At 60.7% G+C, this 19,724-nt stretch carries 13 protein-coding genes and 1 CRISPR repeat array; of the genes, 2 read left to right on the forward strand and 11 right to left on the reverse strand.

The genetic code is table 11. The features are described from left to right. A CRISPR array of direct repeats spans nucleotides 1–1,473; the repeat unit is 37 nt; unit sequence GTTTCAATTCCCTCGCGGGAATCAGGTTCATTCTGAT. A gap of 170 nt (nucleotides 1,474–1,643) precedes the next feature. The 9 genes from cas2 to cas10 form a co-directional block, all read right to left on the reverse strand. Beyond that, on the reverse strand, nucleotides 1,644–1,919 hold the full coding sequence (gene cas2 / locus KBC96_14200; protein ID MBP6965544.1) for a CRISPR-associated endonuclease Cas2: 276 nt from the start codon (nucleotides 1,917–1,919) through the stop codon (nucleotides 1,644–1,646). Between the two features lie 98 nt (nucleotides 1,920–2,017). Next, nucleotides 2,018–3,016 carry a CRISPR-associated endonuclease Cas1 gene (cas1, locus tag KBC96_14205; GenBank protein MBP6965545.1) on the reverse strand — a complete coding sequence of 333 codons (999 nt, stop codon included), beginning with the start codon at nucleotides 3,014–3,016 and terminating at the stop codon, nucleotides 2,018–2,020. An 18-nt stretch (nucleotides 3,017–3,034) separates the two neighbouring features. After that, nucleotides 3,035–4,156 (reverse strand): hypothetical protein, encoded by a 1,122-nt coding sequence (locus KBC96_14210; GenBank protein MBP6965546.1) that lies wholly within the window; start codon nucleotides 4,154–4,156, stop codon nucleotides 3,035–3,037. A 19-nt stretch (nucleotides 4,157–4,175) separates the two neighbouring features. After that, complete coding sequence (locus tag KBC96_14215; protein ID MBP6965547.1) at nucleotides 4,176–4,997, reverse strand: CRISPR-associated endoribonuclease Cas6; 822 nt, start codon at nucleotides 4,995–4,997, stop codon at nucleotides 4,176–4,178. Further along, complete coding sequence (gene csm5 / locus KBC96_14220) at nucleotides 4,997–6,091, reverse strand: type III-A CRISPR-associated RAMP protein Csm5 (protein MBP6965548.1); 1,095 nt, start codon at nucleotides 6,089–6,091, stop codon at nucleotides 4,997–4,999. The genes KBC96_14215 and csm5 overlap by 1 nt, the downstream gene beginning before the upstream one ends. Further along, nucleotides 6,075–7,181 (reverse strand): hypothetical protein, encoded by a 1,107-nt coding sequence (locus KBC96_14225; protein ID MBP6965549.1) that lies wholly within the window; start codon nucleotides 7,179–7,181, stop codon nucleotides 6,075–6,077. The genes csm5 and KBC96_14225 overlap by 17 nt, the downstream gene beginning before the upstream one ends. A gap of 4 nt (nucleotides 7,182–7,185) precedes the next feature. Beyond that, on the reverse strand, nucleotides 7,186–7,893 hold the full coding sequence (gene csm3 / locus KBC96_14230; GenBank protein MBP6965550.1) for a type III-A CRISPR-associated RAMP protein Csm3: 708 nt from the start codon (nucleotides 7,891–7,893) through the stop codon (nucleotides 7,186–7,188). Further along, complete coding sequence (gene csm2 / locus KBC96_14235; GenBank protein ID MBP6965551.1) at nucleotides 7,890–8,336, reverse strand: type III-A CRISPR-associated protein Csm2; 447 nt, start codon at nucleotides 8,334–8,336, stop codon at nucleotides 7,890–7,892. The genes csm3 and csm2 overlap by 4 nt, the downstream gene beginning before the upstream one ends. Beyond that, the gene (cas10, locus tag KBC96_14240) at nucleotides 8,337–10,679 is read right to left on the reverse strand and encodes a type III-A CRISPR-associated protein Cas10/Csm1 (GenBank protein MBP6965552.1); all 2,343 of its coding nucleotides are present in this window, start codon (nucleotides 10,677–10,679) and stop codon (nucleotides 8,337–8,339) included. It lies immediately after the preceding gene. A gap of 577 nt (nucleotides 10,680–11,256) precedes the next feature. Between cas10 and KBC96_14245 the strand changes: the two genes are divergently transcribed. Both KBC96_14245 and KBC96_14250 read left to right on the forward strand, forming a co-directional pair. Then, entirely contained in the window at nucleotides 11,257–11,823 is a 567-nt protein-coding gene (locus KBC96_14245) for an FxLYD domain-containing protein (GenBank protein ID MBP6965553.1), read from the forward strand. Nucleotides 11,824–12,393: 570 nt separating this feature from the next. Beyond that, nucleotides 12,394–13,815, forward strand: coding sequence for a sulfatase (locus tag KBC96_14250; protein ID MBP6965554.1), 1,422 nt, complete (start codon nucleotides 12,394–12,396; stop codon nucleotides 13,813–13,815). Between the two features lie 86 nt (nucleotides 13,816–13,901). Here KBC96_14250 and KBC96_14255 read toward each other — a convergent pair whose 3' ends face one another. Both KBC96_14255 and KBC96_14260 read right to left on the reverse strand, forming a co-directional pair. Continuing rightward, a complete protein-coding gene (locus KBC96_14255) occupies nucleotides 13,902–15,266 on the reverse strand; it encodes a PEP-CTERM sorting domain-containing protein (GenBank protein ID MBP6965555.1) in 1,365 nt (454 codons plus the stop codon). 237 nt (nucleotides 15,267–15,503) lie between these two features. Continuing rightward, entirely contained in the window at nucleotides 15,504–19,133 is a 3,630-nt protein-coding gene (locus KBC96_14260; protein ID MBP6965556.1) for an N-acetylmuramoyl-L-alanine amidase, read from the reverse strand. Nucleotides 19,134–19,724 lie beyond the last annotated feature (591 nt).

Below are 19,724 nucleotides of genomic sequence, written 5' to 3' on the forward strand. Positions count from 1 at the left end.
TTCAATTCCCTTGCGGGAATCAGGGTCATTCTGAGAATCCTGAACTGATTGAGTCTGCAGGCACATCGCGAGTTTCAATTCCCTTGCGGGAATCAGGGTCATTCTGAGTCGAATGACAAAGGCAGAACTGGAAGCACGGAACAGGTGTTTCAATTCCCTTGCGGGAATCAGGGTCATTCTGAGAATCCTGAACTGATTGAGTCTGCAGGCACATCGCGAGTTTCAATTCCCTTGCGGGAATCAGGGTCATTCTGATGCTACAACACTCTGCCGCCGCCCGCGAAGTTCGTGTCGGCGTTTCAATTCCCTCGCGGGAATCAGGTTCATTCTGATGCGGGACGAACTCACGCAGTCGAAATGGCCGACGCGCTATACGTTTCAATTCCCTCGCGGGAATCAGGTTCATTCTTATTAAGAAGCTCCCCCAGCCGATCGAAGGCGAGCTTCAAGTGGAGGTCTCAATTCCCTCGCGGGAATCAGGTTCATTCTGATTAAGAATCTCCCGCTGCCGATGGTAGGCGAGCTTCAAGAGGAGGTTTCAATTCCCTCGCGGGAATCAGGTTCATTCTGATAGGTCAGAGAAGGCATTCAGAAGGCACTATCCGAGAAGGTTTCAATTCCCTCGCGGGAATCAGGTTCATTCTGATGGCGCATTTTACGGAGTACGGGCTGAAGCCCTTCGGCGTTTCAATTCCCTCGCGGGAATCAGGTTCATTCTGATGGGTGAATGGTAGTCCGGCGAAGGTCGGCATGAATATAGTTTCAATTCCCTCGCGGGAATCAGGTTCATTCTGATATCGGGAGCAGTGTCGGTGATGTCGAACAGGGGCTTTTCGTTTCAATTCCCTCGCGGGAATCAGGTTCATTCTGATCTTGCGCATTGGAACATTTTACGCGGCGATTCGCGGTTTCAATTCCCTCGCGGGAATCAGGTTCATTCTGATGGAGGCGGCAGGCTGAGGCCGCCAAGATCGCAGGGAAGTTTCAATTCCCTCGCGGGAATCAGGTTCATTCTGATGAGTATACCCACGATATCCATTCAGATAGAATGGCCTAGTTTCAATTCCCTCGCGGGAATCAGGTTCATTCTGATGATAGCGATGGGCGCGTGTGTAGCGATTGGCATGACTGCGCGTTTCAATTCCCTCGCGGGAATCAGGTTCATTCTGATAGGGGATCGTCGAGTCCCCGGAGCTTCTGCGGGAAGGCCCGTTTCAATTCCCTCGCGGGAATCAGGTTCATTCTGATGGGAGTGCCACCTGGAGTGTGTAGGCAAACTACCATGACGTTTCAATTCCCTCGCGGGAATCAGGTTCATTCTGATTCACCTACCTGATGGGCTCGGCGGCGGCGGACAAGGCGTTTCAATTCCCTCGCGGGAATCAGGTTCATTCTGATTGTCCCATTTCTCGCCGGATTGAGGTGTGTCATCGAAGGTTTCAATTCCCTCGCGGGAATCAGGTTCATTCTGATGGATCTCCGTCTCCACGCTCAGACCTCTCGCTCAAAACGCGCTCTTTCCGAGCGACTCCATCAGAAGCAAGTCTCGTTTCTCCCCGGCGGGGCATCATTCCTCCTTTCGAGCGTGTTTTTTCTTCCGAGCGACCAGGCCTTTTTCGGCGTTTCGGAGTCGCTCGGAAAGATCAGACTATCACCAGGTCCGGGTCCTCGGAGACCTCGCCCGCGCCCAGAATGGTGATCCGGCCCTTGCAGTCAGCGCATATCCTGTATACGCGCACGCTGTCGCCTTTGTCAAGCTCCTGCTTTCCCAGGCGCTTCATCATGCGGTCCATCTCGGGCTGCTCCATGTTGCACTCGAAGACGCTGAACTGCACCCTGTCGCCGTGCGATTCCATTATCTTGGCGATGCGGGTGCGCAGCTTGGTGCTCTTGATGTCGTATGAGACGAGTACGAACAACGGGACCTCTCCTCTGCTTCATGCCGCGCGGTGGACCCTGAATCGAGTTCAGGGTGACGCGTAGTCGTTCAGGGTGACGCCTTGCGCTGCCATCTCCGTTACTTCACGGTGAACGCGGCATAGTCCGGCGTCCGCCGCTTGATGCACGAGGCGATGCTGCGCGCCTGGCGGACGCAGACCTCACGGTACGATGCGGCGGGCTCCCCCGGCGCGGCGGTCACGGTCTCCTTCATGCGCCCGTAGAATGCGGCGAAAAACTTCTGGCGCCCGGGCTCGTTCAGGTAGACCCCGCCGTCCCGTTCCTCGAAGTGGGCGTCCGGGTCGAGCATGCCCCGGCTGGAGCAGCTCAGTACGACGGAATCCGCGATGACGGGCCGGAACTCCTCCATCAGGTCGAGGACGAGGCTCTGGCGGCCGTACTGGTCCTGGTGGAGGAAGCCGCAGTACGGGTCGAGCCCGCACACGGAGACGGAGCGCTCCAGTTCGTTCTCCAGAAGGGCATAGGCGAAACCGAGCATCGCGTTCACGGGGTCTTCGGGAGGGCGCCTGTTCCGCCCGGAGAACCGCCACTGCCCTTCGAGAATGGCGGGGAACGCGGCGAAGTACTCCCTGGTGCCGGAGCCCTCTATCCCGAGGAGCGCCTCGATGGATGGGCACGAGGCGGTGGAGTCCGCGGCGGCCCTCAGGCGGGCGGTGGGATCGTCGGCCTGCATCGGCCGGTCGGTGCGCGCATACCGCATAAGGATGGTGCGCATGTTCCGGAGCTTGCCGGCGACGGCGGCGCGGGCGATGCCGAGCGCGAAGGCGGGGTCGTCAGCGGCGGCGTACTGTTCCCTGCGGAGGAGGACGTTTTTGCCCTCGGCGGGCTCGAGCTTGCCGACGTACTCGCCGCCGCGGGTTATGAAGCAGACGTCCACGCCGCCGCGCAGGAAGGCGCAGACGGCGGAACTGGTGATCCCGCAGTTCTCCTGGATGACGACCGAGTCGAGTTCCTGGAGGCGAACGGAGGAGAGCTCATCGCCGTCCTTCTCGACGACGATGAGCCCCTGGGAGAAGCGGACCCTGGCGCCGTATTCGTCTACGTAGAGTGTGGGCATGGGGTCGTCTATCGTGTGCTAGGGGTTGTCGTTCACGTAGTCATGGCTGCCCACGTGCCTCAGAAGCAGACCGTTCTCTGCGGTCTGGCAGCTTATGCGTCTACCACCGTCGACGCGGAAGTGCGCGAGACCCGGGTGCCAGTTGTAGTCTTCGTACTGAAGTCCGCCATGTCCGCGCAACCCGTTGACGCCATCCCGCATGAGAACGGCTGCTGCGGCTGCCAAGGCCTCCTGGACTGCCGCCTTTGCGTTGCTATCACCCAGGTGCGCGTATTCTCTCTCGAACTCCGCCGTGTACTGCAATAGGGGCCAGTTCAGCAGAGTCCCTCGGAGCGCGTCCTTCCTCAACCGCGACCAGACCGCCACGCCCCAGACGTTGAGGCCGACACACCTCGCGCCGTCCATCTCCGTGAACTCCAAGAGGGACTCGGGGATTCCGGACGTGCAGACCGATTCGACCGACAGAGCGCAGGCCTGACTCATCAGCTCGAAGGCAACCGAGTATTCGCGGGCCAGGCGTTCCTCGTCAAGCCTGACCGGCAACCGGGGGATGACGATCAACTCGCCGGACGGGGGTTCGAAGATGTAGATGATCTCGTCGGCGTAGAGCATACCCAGTGTGTTCAGGTATCCCTGAACGCTCTTGAACCCGCCGGTTAGATTGAAGACGATCTTGTAGCCACCATCCTGGTAACCAGGCAGGGTATCTCCGCACCACTTGACGAACTCGATCATGCCCGCCGAGAAATCCTCTCTAGATCTGGTGGAGAGCCTCCGAGGCCTGACGATGTCCACAGGGCAATTGAGAGCATGCCTGAGAAAATCGGCGACAATGTCGGCAGCGCGCTCGCCCTGCCAAGTATCGGTTCCGAGCAGGACATGCATGTCGGACCGACTTGGTTGCCCGTACGACAGTATGCCGTTCACTTCGGCACTGGAGCGCCGCCAAGTGTCTCGATCCGCATTAGCCATACGCGCACGAATGGCCTCGATATGTGATTCGAGGCCTGATCTCTCCTGTTCGGAGAGATCCGCGGTCTGCTTGTTGGCGGTATTGCGCAACAGAGACAGCACCGCCTCATCCGCGGGTCGCTGGGTCAGGACGGACGTCCCGACGGGAGATACGATCAGGTTGGGCATTCTCTTACCTCGATATCCTTCATTCGTGATCGGCGGGCTGGTTCGGCTCTTCCTCCAGCACGCGGCACTGGCCCATGCCCATCGTGGTGCGGTAGCCGACCCCGGTGTAGAACGAGAGGCCGGAGAGCGCACCGAAGAGCATCCTCGCGTCGGCGGAGACGGGCTTCACCAACTGGTACAGGACGGTGCCGGCGAACCCGATGAGCATGAAACGGGGGTACTTCCATCCCCTGGTGACTATGCGCGCGCGGCACAGGGCGGTCGCGGCGGACATCTCGTCGAAGACGGCCTGCTCCACCGGCGCATCGGAGAATGCCTGCCACTTCTGCCAGAGGCTCCCGAAGACGAGGCCGGGGTCGGGCAGGGGGACGTTCAGCCCCTGGCGGCGGAAAGTGGTGGGAGACATGAAACGCAGGACGGACTCCGTGCCCTTGTCCACCAGCAGCGATTCGAAGCTCGCGGCGCCTCCGAACGGCGGCTCCATCCGCGCGTCCATGAGATGGAACGGCGTGCCTTGAAGCTCTATGGAGCCGCTGCGGGCGAGGATCTCGAATATCGGCCTGGAGACGGCGTCGAAGACGGGGCGCGCGGCGGTGCAGACCCTGATCCGGCATTCGGTGTACTTCGGAATGGTCATCTGCTCGCCGCGGGCCCTGGTGCGCGGCCACATGGTGGATATGGCGAACGGCTTCACCTGCGCGCTGTCGTGCAGGGCGTGCGACATCTCCTCGTCGTCGTGGCGGATGAGCCGGAGCATCGCGCCGTGGACGAGGTGCGCGCACGGGTGGGGAAGCTCGCAGTCCTGCTTCGGGTAGAGGCGCAGATCGAGCGCGGCGAGCATCAGTCGGGCTCCAGGGTGAAGAGCGCCCACCCGGGGGGACGCCTGCCGATCAGAACACGAGTCTTAGCATCGTAGTAGAAGTTCGGGTTCTTGCCCTTGGGCGGGTGCTTGCCGTACGGCTTGGCCAGATTAAGTCCTACAGTATTCATCCCACAACCCCACCCGAGCCTGATAAGCGCGCCTTCATCATGCTTCTCGGCGTATTCCCTGGCCGCCTCATACCATTTTGCGCACTCCTGACTGCGGGTGTCGGTGTTCTTTTGCCAGAATAGGATTTCCTGCTCCAGCACCTCCCCGTAGAAGTCCGCACAGGCATCCAGGATCGCGTCTCGTGAGATCAGTCCCTCCATGCCCCTTCGTTTCAGCATGCCGGTCTCGATCGCGAGAGTCCCCCGGATCGCGTAGGGGTTCTCCCTGTTGCCTGCTGGAAAGCACTCCCGATAGTCCTGCAGTTCCTGGGCCTTGGCTTCATCGGACATCCCCACATGCGACGGTTGGAGGACCCAGGTGCCGATGCTTCCCGTGACCGCATCACTGATCTTAAGGTTGCGCAGCGGATCGTCCGCGATGCCGCCAAACGGGCCCTCGCGGCGGTTGGCCATCGTCCGACGCTCCCATGTCGAAGCGTCGCTGGCCGCCGGAACAGGGTGCATCTGACCATCCACGGCCTGCCAGAGCAAGGCCGTGCGAACGGCTCCCTTGATGGAGCTGCCGGGGATGATCGCGGAGGCGAGGGTCCGGTTCAGAAGTGCGATCTCCAATCCGCTTACGCCCAGTCCCCAACGCGCGTTGATACCGTCGAGGACGGATTTCGTGGACTTGCATCGGAAGAGAGTGTGCTTGCGGATGAGCGCCTTCAGCGCATCGGATTGATTGACGTTGCTGACCCACGTGACGGGATTCTCGTCAATCCATCCCAGAAGCTTGCCCGTGAGGTCTCCCATCTCTTCAGACGGGATGTTGCCGAGATTGACGGCGCAGATCATGTCGTCGAGGACGAAATACTCGCCGGGGCACATCGACTCGCCCGAGCCGACGTGGATGGGGGCAAGCGGGGTTATCTTCATGCGGTAGCTATCACTCAGCCTGGTCATTGAGCCTCACCCCCATCGGGAATGCATATCCGTACTGGACGATATCCGGATACTCCGAATGAACGTTCCTCACTAATCGTCCGTGCGGGACGTTCGGATCACCGGGAAAGACCGATCCCGCGGTCAGCATCAGCACCGGCTTCTTCCAGACGTTGCCCGCCAGGGCGTATTGGTCGCCCAGTTTTCCGTGCTTTACGTGAATCGAGTACCAGGACCGCGCCGGGTCTATGTCATCCGCGGCGGGAACGAACGCGGACGACAGACTGATGTAGTGGGTCGGGTCGGGGCATTCCGGGGCGGCCCAGTCGTCTATCAGTAGGTCGCGGATGGCGCCCTTGCCGGTGCTTCTGTCCCGCCCGTACCCGGAATGCTCGATGTACTCCATGCAGGAGCGGAAATCATCGAGCGACAGGACGGCCTCGTCGAGCCGCGCCAGGAAGTAGAAGCCGTGAGTGGCAAAATGGTCCTCCTGCTGAAAGAGGTCCTCGCTTGCCAGCGTCCATCTGTTGATCACGTTGTGAGTCGTGAGCACAATTTCCGATCTGGGGTAGGCCGCGCCGCATCTGACTTTGCCCGTCGTGCCGGTTTCCAGCCCGGGACACTCGCGCCAGTCCGTGCACGAGCACTGTCCCTGACTGCGTTCGGCCATCGAGATGGGGCATACGCGGAGGGCGAAGCAGTCGGCAAGTATGCCCTGCATGTCGAGCGACTGGAGCCTTTGGAGTATCAGATCAGCCTGCACCCAGGGTTTCTTGTCGAGGGCCTTCCGGGCGCTGGCGAACCGCCGCTGCTCGCCGCGGTCGTCCTGGCGGATACCGAGAGATTCCGACAGCGCCTTGACGCCTCCCCTGCGGGCGGGAGTCATCGGCCTGGGCAGGTAATGGACCCGCTGGCCGTCGGCGTCCAGCACGGGAAACCCATCCGACACGAGGAGAGGGGTGCCTTCAGAATACCCCTCGAGCAGGGATGACAGCCGCTCCTCGCCGAACATGTAGCGGATCGCCCAGCAGACGTGGCCGAATATGGTGTCGGCCTGAAACGGAGTGCCGACGGACGACTTGAGCCCAAAGCTTACGCGCAGTTGGCGCATAGTGTCATACCTCTGGTAGCGACGTTTCGACGCCGTCAACCTTCAAGTCTTCGAAACGCACCTTGCCGTAGCCCCGGCTTCCGCTTCCGCCGAGCGTGTCCTTCTCGACGAGCGCAAGGCCCTTGCGCACGTACTCGAACAACTCCTCGTCCTTCTTACCGCCATCCCCGTCGTCGAAGACGCGGTACGTGATGTCCAGGTTGAACACGGCGCCGGCGGGCACACGCTCGGTCTTCCGAAGGCTGCCCTCGGATGCGCTGGTGATGCGGTTGATGCCGACTTCGGCCTTGTCCTCAGACAGAGGCAGCCCGAAGGAATTCTCCAGGAGCTTCTTCACGTCCGCATGGTCCCTGTCTATCATGCAGTCACGAACCACAAGTCGGGCCGGCCCGATCGGCGCGCCGTTGTCCGCGGAGGCTCCGAATATGTAGCATATGGGGCAGGGCTCACTATCGCATGCTCCCTTGCGGTACCTGTGCGCCTTGCCGTCCGTCCTGTCACCGACCTCCACCTTGTCCAACAACAGCTCGAGAAGCGAGCGCATCTTACCCTTCAGACTCGAGCCAGGTATGAACGGCATGTTATCGATCGGTTGCCGTATGACGGGGTTATCCACTCCACCAATCTGAGTCGTTTCCTGTGATCCGCCGATGTGCAACCCGGTGTGCAGCACTATCTTACCGGTCACGTTCTTGTACCTGATCAGTCTCACCTTCTACCTCCCCCCTGCGAATAGCGACGACCGCCCTGCGGTTGACCGCCCGGACGGGACTGCTGCCCGTCGGGAGTCTGCGCATAGAAGAAACCGATGAAAGCTTCATAGTAGTCGCCGAACGTGTGAACGTCCTGCGCGCAGGTGATCGCCCTCACGTTCTTCTGAAGCCAGTCTTTGAACTTCGCGGAGACCTTGGAGTTCTTCCGGCCCGTCGCGTACGCCGCTTTGGCGACAAGCATCTTGAGGGCCACTTCATTTCGCTTGTACGCAACCTCGTCTCCGGCAGGGACACCCTGCCTGAGCTTTACGAACTCTTGGTAGAATCTGCGCATCTGGCTCCTGGTGCCCTGGTCCTTGTCTGCCACCAACTGGGCCAACTCCTCGGCGTCTTTGATCACCAACTCCGCCGGGTTGTCCACTTCATTAAACACTCTTGCCACTCAGTCAACCCTTCCTTTCCTGATGGAATATGCGCACCATGTGATTGCCGCCTTCAGGAGAGACCACTGATTCTCGTCTGCGCCGATCAGATCGGTCAACCCTTCCAGCAGATCAGCATCTATCTTGGGATTCCCGTTCTTGTCTCGGAAGTTGCGCGCCAAGTCATACGCAAGGTGCGGACGGTACATCACGCTCTTCGCAGCCCCATGTCGATAGAAATCCACCGCCTGCTCTCGATAGGCCAGCAATCTGTACACGAATCCGGACGACACGGAATCGTCCGGACTCTGCAGGCTTTCGATAAGCGACTGTTTCCACTCTCTGACCTCATCGAACCTTGGCCACTCGAAGGTTGTGTCGAAGATCGTCAGACGGTCTCTGCCGGCGGATTTAGAACGCTCGAGCAACTCGCCGGTCAGACGCGATGTCGTCGCGATCGGACTCTTCGGCTTGTAGGTGCCGATGCCCGCCGAGATCGTGATGTTCGGGTTCTCCGCCGTAAACCTGCGGAACTCGTCCGATATCCGTTTCGACAGCTCGATTGTCTTGTCCCAGGGTCCGATCAGCATCAGGTCGTCCCCGCCAGCGTACGCGGTGTAAGTGTCCGGGAACTCCTTCTCGATGATTCCCTGAAGTTCGTACGTAAAGAAGTAGTGAAGCATCGAACTCATGGTGGCTATGCGGCTCAGCGACGCGTGCTTCTCCATGCCGAGAGTGAAGACCAGTCCCAAGTGGTCCACGTCGGCCCGGAGCACTCCGAGCAACTTCACGCCCGTGCTGGCATCCGCCAGATCCTCGAAGCTCTTGATCTCGTGCGCATCCTCACCGTCCTTCCGCGGCACGTAACCCGCGTGAAGCTGGTAGCCGCACGGCACACCAGGCAGAAGCCCCGATCCCCTGAGGTTGAAGGCCGCGATCGGAGACATCGAGGCGACGCGGCGTGAATCCGTTGCGATGCCCGCAAACCATGTCGGATTCTCGAATAGAGGCTCCGACGCCCCGTCTTTCCGATCGGAGATTACCAGCCAGGCATCCTCTGAGACCAGCTTCCGACCGAGATCACGGTCGGCACGGCATTCCTCGCACTCGGCAACCTCTTCTTCCTCCGAAAAGTCCGCGGGACGCCTCTCGCAGACCGAACAGGCGCGACGGCCGCTGTAGTCAAGCGGCAGGACGACGCGGTCCGTGCCCAGCGCATCGGAGAACTTGCGCTGCTTGCCCTGGGCCAGCTCGACGCGGGCAGTTGACAGAACTTGATCGAACTTGCTCTGTGACAGGTCGTCCCCGGCGATTTCGCAGCCGCCTACGGAGAGCGCGATCTCCCCGTTGAAGCTCTTCAGCAGCCAGTCGGAGATATCTCGAACCGCCTGGCTGGCCGCGTTCCGATCAGCCTCGGTGTTCGGAATCAGGAGGTAGAACTGCCCGCCGGCCGACATGATCCTGCAGGCGAGGGGAAGGTCCAACGCATGGAGTATGCGGATGGCGACCGCGTCCGTCAGCATTGAGATGCGGAATGATCGGCCTCGCAGACGCTTGGCGACCCCGCCGGTGCCTACGCTGGCGATGCCGTATATGAAGTTCTGAATGCCCGAAATGTCTCCGCACAAGAGGTATGTTTTCGCCAGACTGCGGTTCCTGACCGAGGACTCAGTCCATCCGTTCGCCTCGTGCCACTTGTAGAAGCATGCTGCCAGCGCGGCGGAGACCTTCATGTGATCGGCGAGACTGATGTCCCTGGCAACCTTCGTCGTGTCACTTGGCACGCACCACAGGTACTTCTGCAACAGATAGGTCAGGGTGTCGTTCATTCGATCATAGGGCTCCGGGAACAAGTCCCGGAACTCCGTGAGGAAGCGGTCGAAGTGCTGCTGATACTCCTGTACGTTATGCTGGACATCGGCCTCGGATGGGTGTGGGAAGACGTCTCCCTTGAACAGCACGGAAAGATTGTGACGGCGAACGTCGCCTATTCCTGAGCCCAGGTCAACCTGTGAGAAAACCGAGTCCATCGGCACCAGCGGTTGGTATCCCTCTTCCGCCTTTTCGTCAATGCGCTCCGAGGCGGATTCAGTATCCGCTGCGCTGACGAGATAGGCCAGCATTCGGTGGCGTTCATCTTTGATGGCTGCCGGCTTGTCGGTCTCATGCGCATACTGGCCTTCGTGATGGTGACTGGCCAGTAGTTCGACGAGATCCGGATCTCGAAAGGAGACTTTGTTCTGAGACACGAACCATCCTGAGATTCTATGGTGCGGTTCGTTTCGGGCGTATCCTCTCTGGAGGAACTTGCCGATATCGTGAAGCAGTGCGGCACATACTACGGAGTCGTATTCCGGGTTCACATCCTACCCCCTCTGCGCGTTCGAATCTGTGTGGCGGCAGTTCGAACGTACTGCAGGTATCATGTGTTTCGCCAATGCATACATGATACATGTCTCTCCGAGTCGAGTCAAGGACATATGGCAGGTATTCTAGCAGACGTACTCGCCACGGCAAATAGTAACCGCGGTTACTGGCGGGACGGCGCGTTGGCCTCATCCGCGCAGACCTGGCGACGCTGCCGAGCTACCGGAGAAGCTGGTGATCCAAAGGTGAACAGGGTCATCTAAGTGGCTGAGTTGCACTCGGCGTGCGAAGCAAGCGAAGAAAGCGAAGTATCTCGCGCAGCGGATGGCTTCCTTCGCATAGTTCGCTTGTTTCGCAGACGGGCACGGCGGGCCGGAGAAATACACGTGTATACTGCCCCGTTCCGGCCTGGGGCAGGTCGTTGGTGCGGCTGACATCGCACCGTATGAGCGCGCCTCTTTGCGGCGGAATGGAGCAATGAAGTCGTGACGGCGAGTTCGCGGACCGCCTGTCGAAGAAACGGGCAGGTATTCACCGGCCCCCATCGAAGACGAACACTGGAGGTGACCTGCAATGACCAATGACACGAAACATGTCATCTGCGCGCGTTGCCAAGCGGAGAACACCCCAGGCGATCCGAACTGTTTCGCCTGCGGTTGCGTTTTCGCTGATGCGGATCTGGATGCCGCCAGCAGAGTAGAATCCGCTGAGCAGGCTCCGCCAGACGACAGCCGTTCTGCGGCCCGGCCGGTGCGGGATCTTATGGGGGAAGCCCGGGCCACCGCCGCCCTGATTAGGAAGACCTTCTGGGTAATACTGCTTGTTGCGCTTGCGTGGCTGTGGTACTCGTCGCTATGGGGAGACGTCATCCGTACGGATTCGGGGATAAACATCGGGAGACTCTCGATGGTCGAGCGGTCCGGATTGCCCTGCATTGAGGGCACGGCGAGGAACAAGTCGGGCAGGAAGTACCACGAGGTCAGCATCACCTTTAGACTGCTCGATGCGTCCGGTCGTGTCGTCGGCACGGCTGGGGACAAGACCCTCGATCTTGAAGAAGGGGCCAGATGGAAGTTCTCGGCGCGTGCAACGACGAGTAACTTCGAACAGATGAAGTTCGATGGCGTCACCGCGAAGTGATGCGCTATTCTCATGCGGCAGCAAGCGACATCGGTTGTCAACCGGCATGCGATCTCGACACATTGTCGGCATCCGATCTCGCCCCGCCGCCGCACGCTCAGCAAAATGGGTCACCGTTCGACGCCGACTATGCGCTTAGCAGGGTCACGGTTGCACGCCGAGTCACAAACGCGTGATTCCTGCATGCTGTGATATGGCAAATCCCGCTCACCTTACATTAGCAATGAGTCCAGTACATCGGGCGGCCGCGACCGCAGATAGTTCCTGAATGAATGGAGGAAGGGGAGCCAGATATTTCGGACGCACCTTCCTGCCTCGTTCATCATCCTCTCACTTCGAATCCTGTTCGCCACGATATTGTCGTGGAGGATGTTTCGTGCTTCCGGTCGCAAATGATAGGGTGATCAGCACTTCAGGCGAAACCGGCGGCGCGGACATTCTTCCTCCACGAGCCGCAGACATCCAGGAGGCCGCATCGTGGACAATCGGCTTGGATTCACAAGACGCGATTTCATCAAGACCCTGGGCGCGGCATCGGTCTCGCTGCTTGCGTCGAGAAGAGGAGAAGCCGTGCCTGAGCCGAGGAAGCCAAACCTGATCTTCGTGCTCGCCGACCAACTGCGCTACCAGTCGTGCGGTTTCGCGGGCGACTCTAGGGCGAGGACGCCGCGTCTCGACTTCTTCGCTGGGGAGAGTGTCAGCTTCCGGAACGCAGTCTCCGGCCATCCGGTGTGCTCGGCGTACCGGGCGTCGCTCTTCACCGGCAAGTACACCACCTCGACCGGCATGGTCATCAACGAACTGCGCATGAATCCGAACCACGATTGCCTCGCCCACGTGCTGACGCGCAGCGGCTACGACACTTCTTACATAGGCAAGTGGCATCTGTGGGCCAACGAACTCGGCAACCACCGCGATCCGAAGAACTCCTTTACACCGCCCGGCCCCTATCGTCTCGGGTTTGACGGTTTCTGGGCGTCATACGGCTTCAACCACGAGTATTACAGCGGCTACTATCATACCGACTCGCCCGCGCAGATACCGGTTGAGGGCTATGAGCCCGACTTCCAGACCCGGCTGGCCATCGAGCGGATCGAGCACCATGCCCGTGAAGACAAGCCGTTCGCCCTGTTCCTCTCGTTCGGCACACCGCACAGCCCGTGGGGTAGGAACAACGTGCCTCCGGAGTATCTCTCGATGTTTGCCGATGACCCGGTGGGGGTGGGTTTCGACTATCCGCCGAACTACAAACCGGAGAACGATCCCTATTCCGACAACTGGGGAATCTTCAAGAGCCCGGCCGAAAGGTCCGCCCTGCTTGACTGGATGCGCGTCTACTATGCGATGACGGCCAACTTGGACTGGAACTTCGGCAGGCTCATGAAGGCTGTTGAGACTGCCGGTATTCGGCACAACACGATCGTAGTCTTCACCTCCGATCACGGCGACATGCTCGGCGCCCAGGGTCGGCTGGCGAAGAACATCTTCTACGAGGAGGCCGTCCGAGTCCCGTTCCTCGTTCGCCTTCCCGGGAAGACACCCCCCGGACTCATAAGCGACGCCTGCCTGAATACGCCGGATATCATGCCGACGCTTCTCTCGATGATCGGCCTGCCGATTCCCGACAAGGTGGAAGGCACGGATCTGAGCCACTGCGCCTTCGGCAAGCGCGGCCCCGAGCTGGAGGCCGCGTTCATGCAGAACACCGGGGCTTGCGCGAGTTGGGAAGACGGCTACGAATGGCGCGCGCTGAGGAGCAAGCGATACACCTACGCCGTCTACCGCAGGGACCGCAAGGAACTGCTGTTTGACAACCGGAATGACCCGTACCAACTCCGCAACCTCGCTGATGCCGCCGAGAGCCGGCTGATCATGCAGCGCTTCCGAGGCATACTTAAGAGGCGCATGGGGGAGTTGGACGACGTATTCGAGGCAAGCACCTGGTACCGCGATAACTGGACGGAGGACCGGGTCATCACGCGGGTGAGGTGATGACCCGGAGCGGGCCTGTGTAACGAAAGCAGGGGGCGATGCCTTTGGACATCGCCCCCTTCGACTTGGCTGTACCTGCCTTCCGACTATCTCCTTCTGCGCCGCAGAAGGATGACCGGCAGGCCCATCAGCAGGGCCGACAGCGATGACGGCTCCGGAACCGCGGCTATCTGGAACCACGACTCCGAAGTGAAGGAGTTGCCGCCCATGCCGGGCGCCCACACCCTCATCCACTCCGTCGAGTTGTCAACCGTGATAATGTTGCCGGCGGCGTCGAACGCCACTTCGCGCAGGCGGTTGCCCGCGTCGAAGCCGGTCAGGTAGGTGCCCGTCGCCATGTCGAAGACGTGCACCCATCCGTCGTAGTAGTTGCCGTACGCGACCCATCCAAACGGCTCGTAGATGTCAATGCCGTAGGCCCCGTTGTACGGCGCGGCCTTGGGCGTCTCCCACAGCGCGGTGTTGATAGGCGGCGCTCCGTCCTGGAACTTGCTTATGGCCGCAGCCTCGGATGCGACGTTTCGGTACTGGTTCATGTACCAGTCGCCGTTGCTGTCCCGCGCCACGTCCCTCGGGTAGAACGTGAAATAGCCCGGCCCGATGTACTGCTGGCCGGTATCCCCGTCAGCAAGCATCGCTGCGGAGCCGATGTGGTACTTGATCAGCCCCTTCCTTGCGGTGTCGTTGTAGTTGCTGTTCACCAGGTAGATGTTTCGATTCTCGCCTGTGCCCTCGACGTAGAGCGATTCCACCCACTGGTTGGCGGTTCTGTTGCTTGGGGCCATTATCGCGTGCGCGGACGAAAGATCGTCGTTGAACTCGTAGACCAGGTCGTTCGCGAAGTCCACCGCATAGAGGTGGTTGTCGGGGCCGATGGTGCTCTTGAACGGCCCGGCGTTGTTTGCCGGATTCCAGCTTACGCCGCCGGTCTTGTGTCCGAGGTCGTTGTTTAGCGAGTCCAGCAGGTATATGCCGTCCTGCGTGGTTCGACCAAAGGCGGTTTTGCCGCCCTGCGCCTCGGAAATCGCGATGTTCCCGAACATCGGGTTCGACTGGTCCTTCCACACGGATACGCCGACCGGCACATAGAACGACGTGGATGTCGCATCTGTGCTGATCTTCGTCCAGCCCATGTAACCGTTGGCGGAAGCGACTACCTTGGCCTTGTACGTCTTGCCGGCCTGGGCGCCTGTGCCGTCCCACGACCAGCTCTGCACCCCCTTCGTCTGCGCGCCCAGGTTCTCGGAGTGTACCATGCCTCCGCCGACCTCCCAGACCTGGACCGTCACGCCTGCGTCGGCGTTCTCGTTCAGCTTGTAGGTGAACGAGTTGACTCCTGTCTGGGAGAACCCGGAGGCATAGACATTCGCCGAGGCCGGCATGGACGTTGCGACGATCAGGAATGCCGCCATCGCGAGTACGAGACACGAAATGACATGTCTGATGCTCATACCTTTCTCTCCTTTTCCTTTGGTATCAGGGAGAACTCCCTGGCCCTCACTTGCCGGTTGATCTGTACCGGACGGTTTCCCGCAAGGGCACTGCGGTCAACGGTGCCCGGTGCTCCCCTGAGATCAGAAGAGCGCATTCCCGCACCTGTCGAGTGCGGGCACCCACGTTTCTCGCTGGATGTCTATGTCAACCCATGCGCCGAGGCGCCTGGGTGAGAGCCGTACTGCGGCCGAGACCTAAGGCAAGCCGTAGATCGTGGCGTCGGCATCGGACCGCGGCGCGAATCTCGGAGCGGTCTTGCCTCCGATGATCTGCGTCGAGACGATGCCTCTCAGCAGAACGAACTTGCCGATCTCGGGAGGGTTGGCGAGATGCGAAATGTCAACCCTCAACCCCGTGTAGCCCGAGCCGTCCGACAGCCCCGCGCCGTCGTCAATGTAGATGAATCCGGAGCCGGAGTGTGTCACGATTCCGCCGGTCGCCGCCAGAAGCCCGATGTTATTCACCCCGATACCGCCCTCGACTCCGGGAGTATGTGCATTCAGGCTTCCCCCTCCGATCCCCTTGTTGCCGAAGAGCCTGATCGGCGGAATCGGTTCGGCGGCCCCGGCGGTTACGACTGCATCCTCGATTCTCCTCTCACCGTCAACGCTGCGGATGATCCCGGACACGCCCGCCGATGTTCCGACCGCCGGTCCGGCGCTCTCTACTCGAATGCCCGACGTACCGTCGGCGTCCTCGATGTAGATCGCCGAGCCGAAGTTTGCGGTCACGACGGCGCCTCCGATCGAAACAGGCGTCTCGTCCGCCAGAGCCTTCGCTGCTGCGACCGACGAAGCGGCCGGAGCATGTCGGTAGGGCCCGAGAGTCAGAACCCCGTTCTCGGCGTCATCCCCGTTGAAGCCCTTAACGTGCAGGAACCACTCGCCGGGGGATGTTGCGGTCAGGGGCAGGTCGCCGGAACTCCATACTGCTTCCGTGCCGGTCCACGCGTGCGACGCGCTCTGGTCCCATGCGTACTTGTAATACTGAACGGTTCCCGCGCCGAACCCGCCGACCGCGGTGAAAGTGAAATCGTCCGTTGCGAGCCATGTCGAGGCCGGTCGGTCGCAGGTGACGTTCACGCCGGTCGGCGCGACCGAGAGCGTGTACGCGGATGCCTCATTCGAAGCAGGTCCTTCCAGCGTGCCGTTCCGCGCGTGAATGTGTCTTGTGTACTGCGTGTTGGGGAGAAGCCCCATCTCGTCGGCATAGGAAGCGTTCTTCTGTGCCGTCGCCTTGACCGCGTGGCCGCTATCCTGCAGCGAGAAACTCGACTCGTTGTTAGACTTGTCGGCGAAGTTCCACCGGATGCTCGCTGTGCTCAGGGCCGTCGCGGCGGCAGCGACTGGTGGCACTGGAGGCGGCGCGGTGAACTGTGCGTCGTCGTACCATGCCGCCCACTTCACGTTCCTGTCGTAGCCGATGTTTACGCGAGTGATTCCGAACGCGTCCGCGCTCGTGGGGCGAGGCAGCGATCCCTTCTTCAAGCCGTCAACGTAGAAGCCGATCTGGCTCGCCCCTACGAGTATCCGCAGGTCGCGCCAGTTGACCGTGCGCGGTGCAATCTGGGCTGCCCATGACCACGTACTGCCGTCGTATACCGCGCCGGAGAACTTCGTGGTGCTACCAGGGGCGTCGGGGTACGCGCCCAGGAACGCGGCGAACGCCGTAGCGGTCCCATTCATTCCTCGCACATGGACTCCCTGTCGGCAGACTCCCGAGGCCTGGTCGTAAATCCAGCAGTTGAATGCGCCCGTCGTGAACGGCTCGGCGAACGGTCGGTAGTTCCAGCATCCGTTCAGGTCGCTGCTTCCCATGCTCATCTGGGCGCTGCCCGCCCCGGTGTACAAACCGTGGCCGCTCGCGTAGTACACGCCTCCCCGAATGGTGCCGTCGGCCACCGTGTCGGCAGGCCAGTTGCCTAGATCGGGGAAGCCGTCCTGCCACACCACAACGTGCGTGATCGCGGCGGCGGGTTCGCTGTGTGCCGATTCGTTCGCGACCCCGTCAACGGCCGTTACGGTGTACGTGTACATCGTGTTGCTGCTCAGGCCGGTGTCAGTGTATTCGGTGGCGCTCGTTGTGTATGCGAACGAGCCGTTTCTGTAGATCTTGTAGCCCGTCACCCCGACATTGTCCGTCGAGGGCGACCAGTCCAGGTAGATCTCGCTCATGCTGATGGACTCGACCGTCGGATCGCCCGGCACGGTCGGCGGCTCGGTATCCGGCGCGCCGGAGACCTCCACCGTCTTGCTGGTGATCGGGCCGAACCATGTGACCCCTTCGCGCACCATCTGCCAGTCGGTGACGTATGTTCCGCCCGAGTTCGGGGCCGTCAGAGTGAAAGTGAATGTGCAAGTGCCGTCCGTGTCCACCTCGCCCGTTATGTACTGCCGGTTGCTGGTAGTCAACGGGTCGTAGTCGCCCACCGCGCCCAGCCGGAACTGCTTAGCCTCCATCCAGAGGACGCCCTTGTTCCGGTAGGTAACGCTGACTTCATACTGGTGTCCCGCCTCCATCGTGGCCGGGATGGTGTCGCTCACGTACTCGCATGAGTAGAATCCCCATGTCGGGGTCGTGCCGAAGTATGAGCAGACTCCGTTGTATATGCCCCACATCGAGGCCGAACGGAAGAAGTTGTCGCCGAGGTACAGGGCGTCTCTGTCGCAGGTGTCGTGAAAAGCGAGTTCGATCAGGATCGCGGCGCGGTCGGGTACTCGAATCTCACCGTACGCGCCGTCGGAGTTGTGTTTGCCCCGATCGGCCCAGTCGCTGACCGGCACGCCTGTCCTGATGGTGTTGATCAGGGAGTCGTGGACCGCGTTCGCCAGGTTTGTGCTCACCGTGCACCACGCGGCGTGCTCCGTGCCGCAGTCATAGTATGTGTCGGTGCCGGTGGGGCATCCCCCGTAGCAGTCACCCTGGAACCCGTTCGTGTGCAGGGAAATATATATGTCGGTGTTGTCGTAGTCCGATGCCAGCGGGCGCGAGCGTACGTCGTCGCTTGACTCGTCGGCGCCCGATCCGGTGGTGCAATCACCGGAGTAGCCTGAGTACACCGTGCACGGATAGCCCACGTTCTGAAGCCATAGATATGCTGCCATCTGCCACCACGCCGCGCCGGTATAGTGGTTGCCGTAGTTCTTGTCCACGCAGCGCACCATGTTCACGGTCATGCCGTCGTTCTCAAGGAATCTCTTGAGATACAGGCTGTTCTCGAGGTTATGGTAGTCCTCCTGGCTCAAGGGAGAGCAGTACACGGGCCGCTGAGTGTTCCACGCGCTCCCATTCCACCGCCGTCCGTGTCCGGGCGAGAGCGTGATGCTGTGGCCGGCCAGCGAGCCGACGATCTCCCTTCCCTCCGGTGTCTGAGCTGCCTTCGGCTGAGGATAAACGATCGGGGAAGGCGGCAGGTAGTCGGAGAGTCCCTTTCCGTCGGCCTGCAGCTTGATGTTCCGGCTCATCCCAAACTGGTAGAGCGTGAGGCTGACCTGCTTGTGTATGTTGATCAGCTTGACTTCGTCGAGCGCCGCGATGATCTCGCTGGAGAAGTTGACGATCGTGGTTTCGCCGTCTACGCTCAGCCCCAGCAGTCGCGTGCCGGAAGGCACAGCGGAACTCAGCACCGCTCCGGTCGCGGGATCTGGGATGGGATTGGCGAGCGCGGCAATCGCCGATTCCGGGTCGTACGCGTCAGGGTGCATGACGCCCTTCAGCCCACCGGACTCGTCAATGTAGACGACCATCGCCGCCCCGTGTGCGAGCGCAGCGGACGCGAAGAACAAGAGCGCGACCAGACAGAATATCCATGAGCCCCTGAACATGACGATATCCTCCTTGCGCGGCAGGCTTGTTTGACTTGACCCAGGAAGATCGTGGGGTGGGCTCTTATCCCTTGTGGCGATGCAGTCTGTCGCTGTCCTTAGCCGGCAGGCTCATCAGTGAGCGCAGAGACCCCTGACAACCTGGTGCATCTGGATACGCAAAATCTGCTTCTTGTGCGGACAGCTTGGGCTGCTGGAGTATATGTGCCCGCAGTTGGCTGGCGCGGAATGCTTCGGAACACCGCATACGTCTGCGCCGACGGGCATCTTTCGTGAGTAGAGGAGCCGGGGGTTACACGTGTGATACCCGCACCATTACCAGTTTCAAGTCTACGCCCGGATTGGCATATAGTCAAGCCTTTTCAGCCTGGTCCGCCAAAAAACTGGTATTTTTACCTGTGTCAGCTACTGCACTTCGAATGATCGCCGACTCCTTGATGTTGCCCGCGAAAGGTCGGCAGTGGGAGAATGCGGTAGCTAAGGCAAGGGAGGTAACCCGCAGTGCCGGCTAATCCTTTTGTCGGCGTGTTTCTTCACGCTATCGGCGGCTTCGCCGCGGGAAGCTTCTACATCCCGTTCAAGAAGGTGCGG

The organism is Armatimonadota bacterium (assembly GCA_017993055.1).
Classification (GTDB): Bacteria; Armatimonadota; UBA5829; order DTJY01; family DTJY01; genus JAGONM01.

What these genes read in the sequence shown, in the direction of transcription:
- cas1 (MBP6965545.1), bottom strand. Translation starts at nt 3,016, where the DNA reads ATGCCCACACTCTACGTAGACGAATACGGCGCCAGGGTCCGCTTCTCC.
- KBC96_14245 (MBP6965553.1), top strand. Translation starts at nt 11,257, where the DNA reads ATGACCAATGACACGAAACATGTCATCTGCGCGCGTTGCCAAGCGGAG.
- KBC96_14215 (MBP6965547.1), bottom strand. Translation starts at nt 4,997, where the DNA reads ATGCTCGCCGCGCTCGATCTGCGCCTCTACCCGAAGCAGGACTGCGAG.
- csm5 (MBP6965548.1), bottom strand. Translation starts at nt 6,091, where the DNA reads ATGACCAGGCTGAGTGATAGCTACCGCATGAAGATAACCCCGCTTGCC.
- KBC96_14210 (MBP6965546.1), bottom strand. Translation starts at nt 4,156, where the DNA reads ATGCCCAACCTGATCGTATCTCCCGTCGGGACGTCCGTCCTGACCCAG.
- KBC96_14225 (MBP6965549.1), bottom strand. Translation starts at nt 7,181, where the DNA reads ATGCGCCAACTGCGCGTAAGCTTTGGGCTCAAGTCGTCCGTCGGCACT.
- KBC96_14260 (MBP6965556.1), bottom strand. Translation starts at nt 19,133, where the DNA reads ATGTTCAGGGGCTCATGGATATTCTGTCTGGTCGCGCTCTTGTTCTTC.
- KBC96_14255 (MBP6965555.1), bottom strand. Translation starts at nt 15,266, where the DNA reads ATGAGCATCAGACATGTCATTTCGTGTCTCGTACTCGCGATGGCGGCA.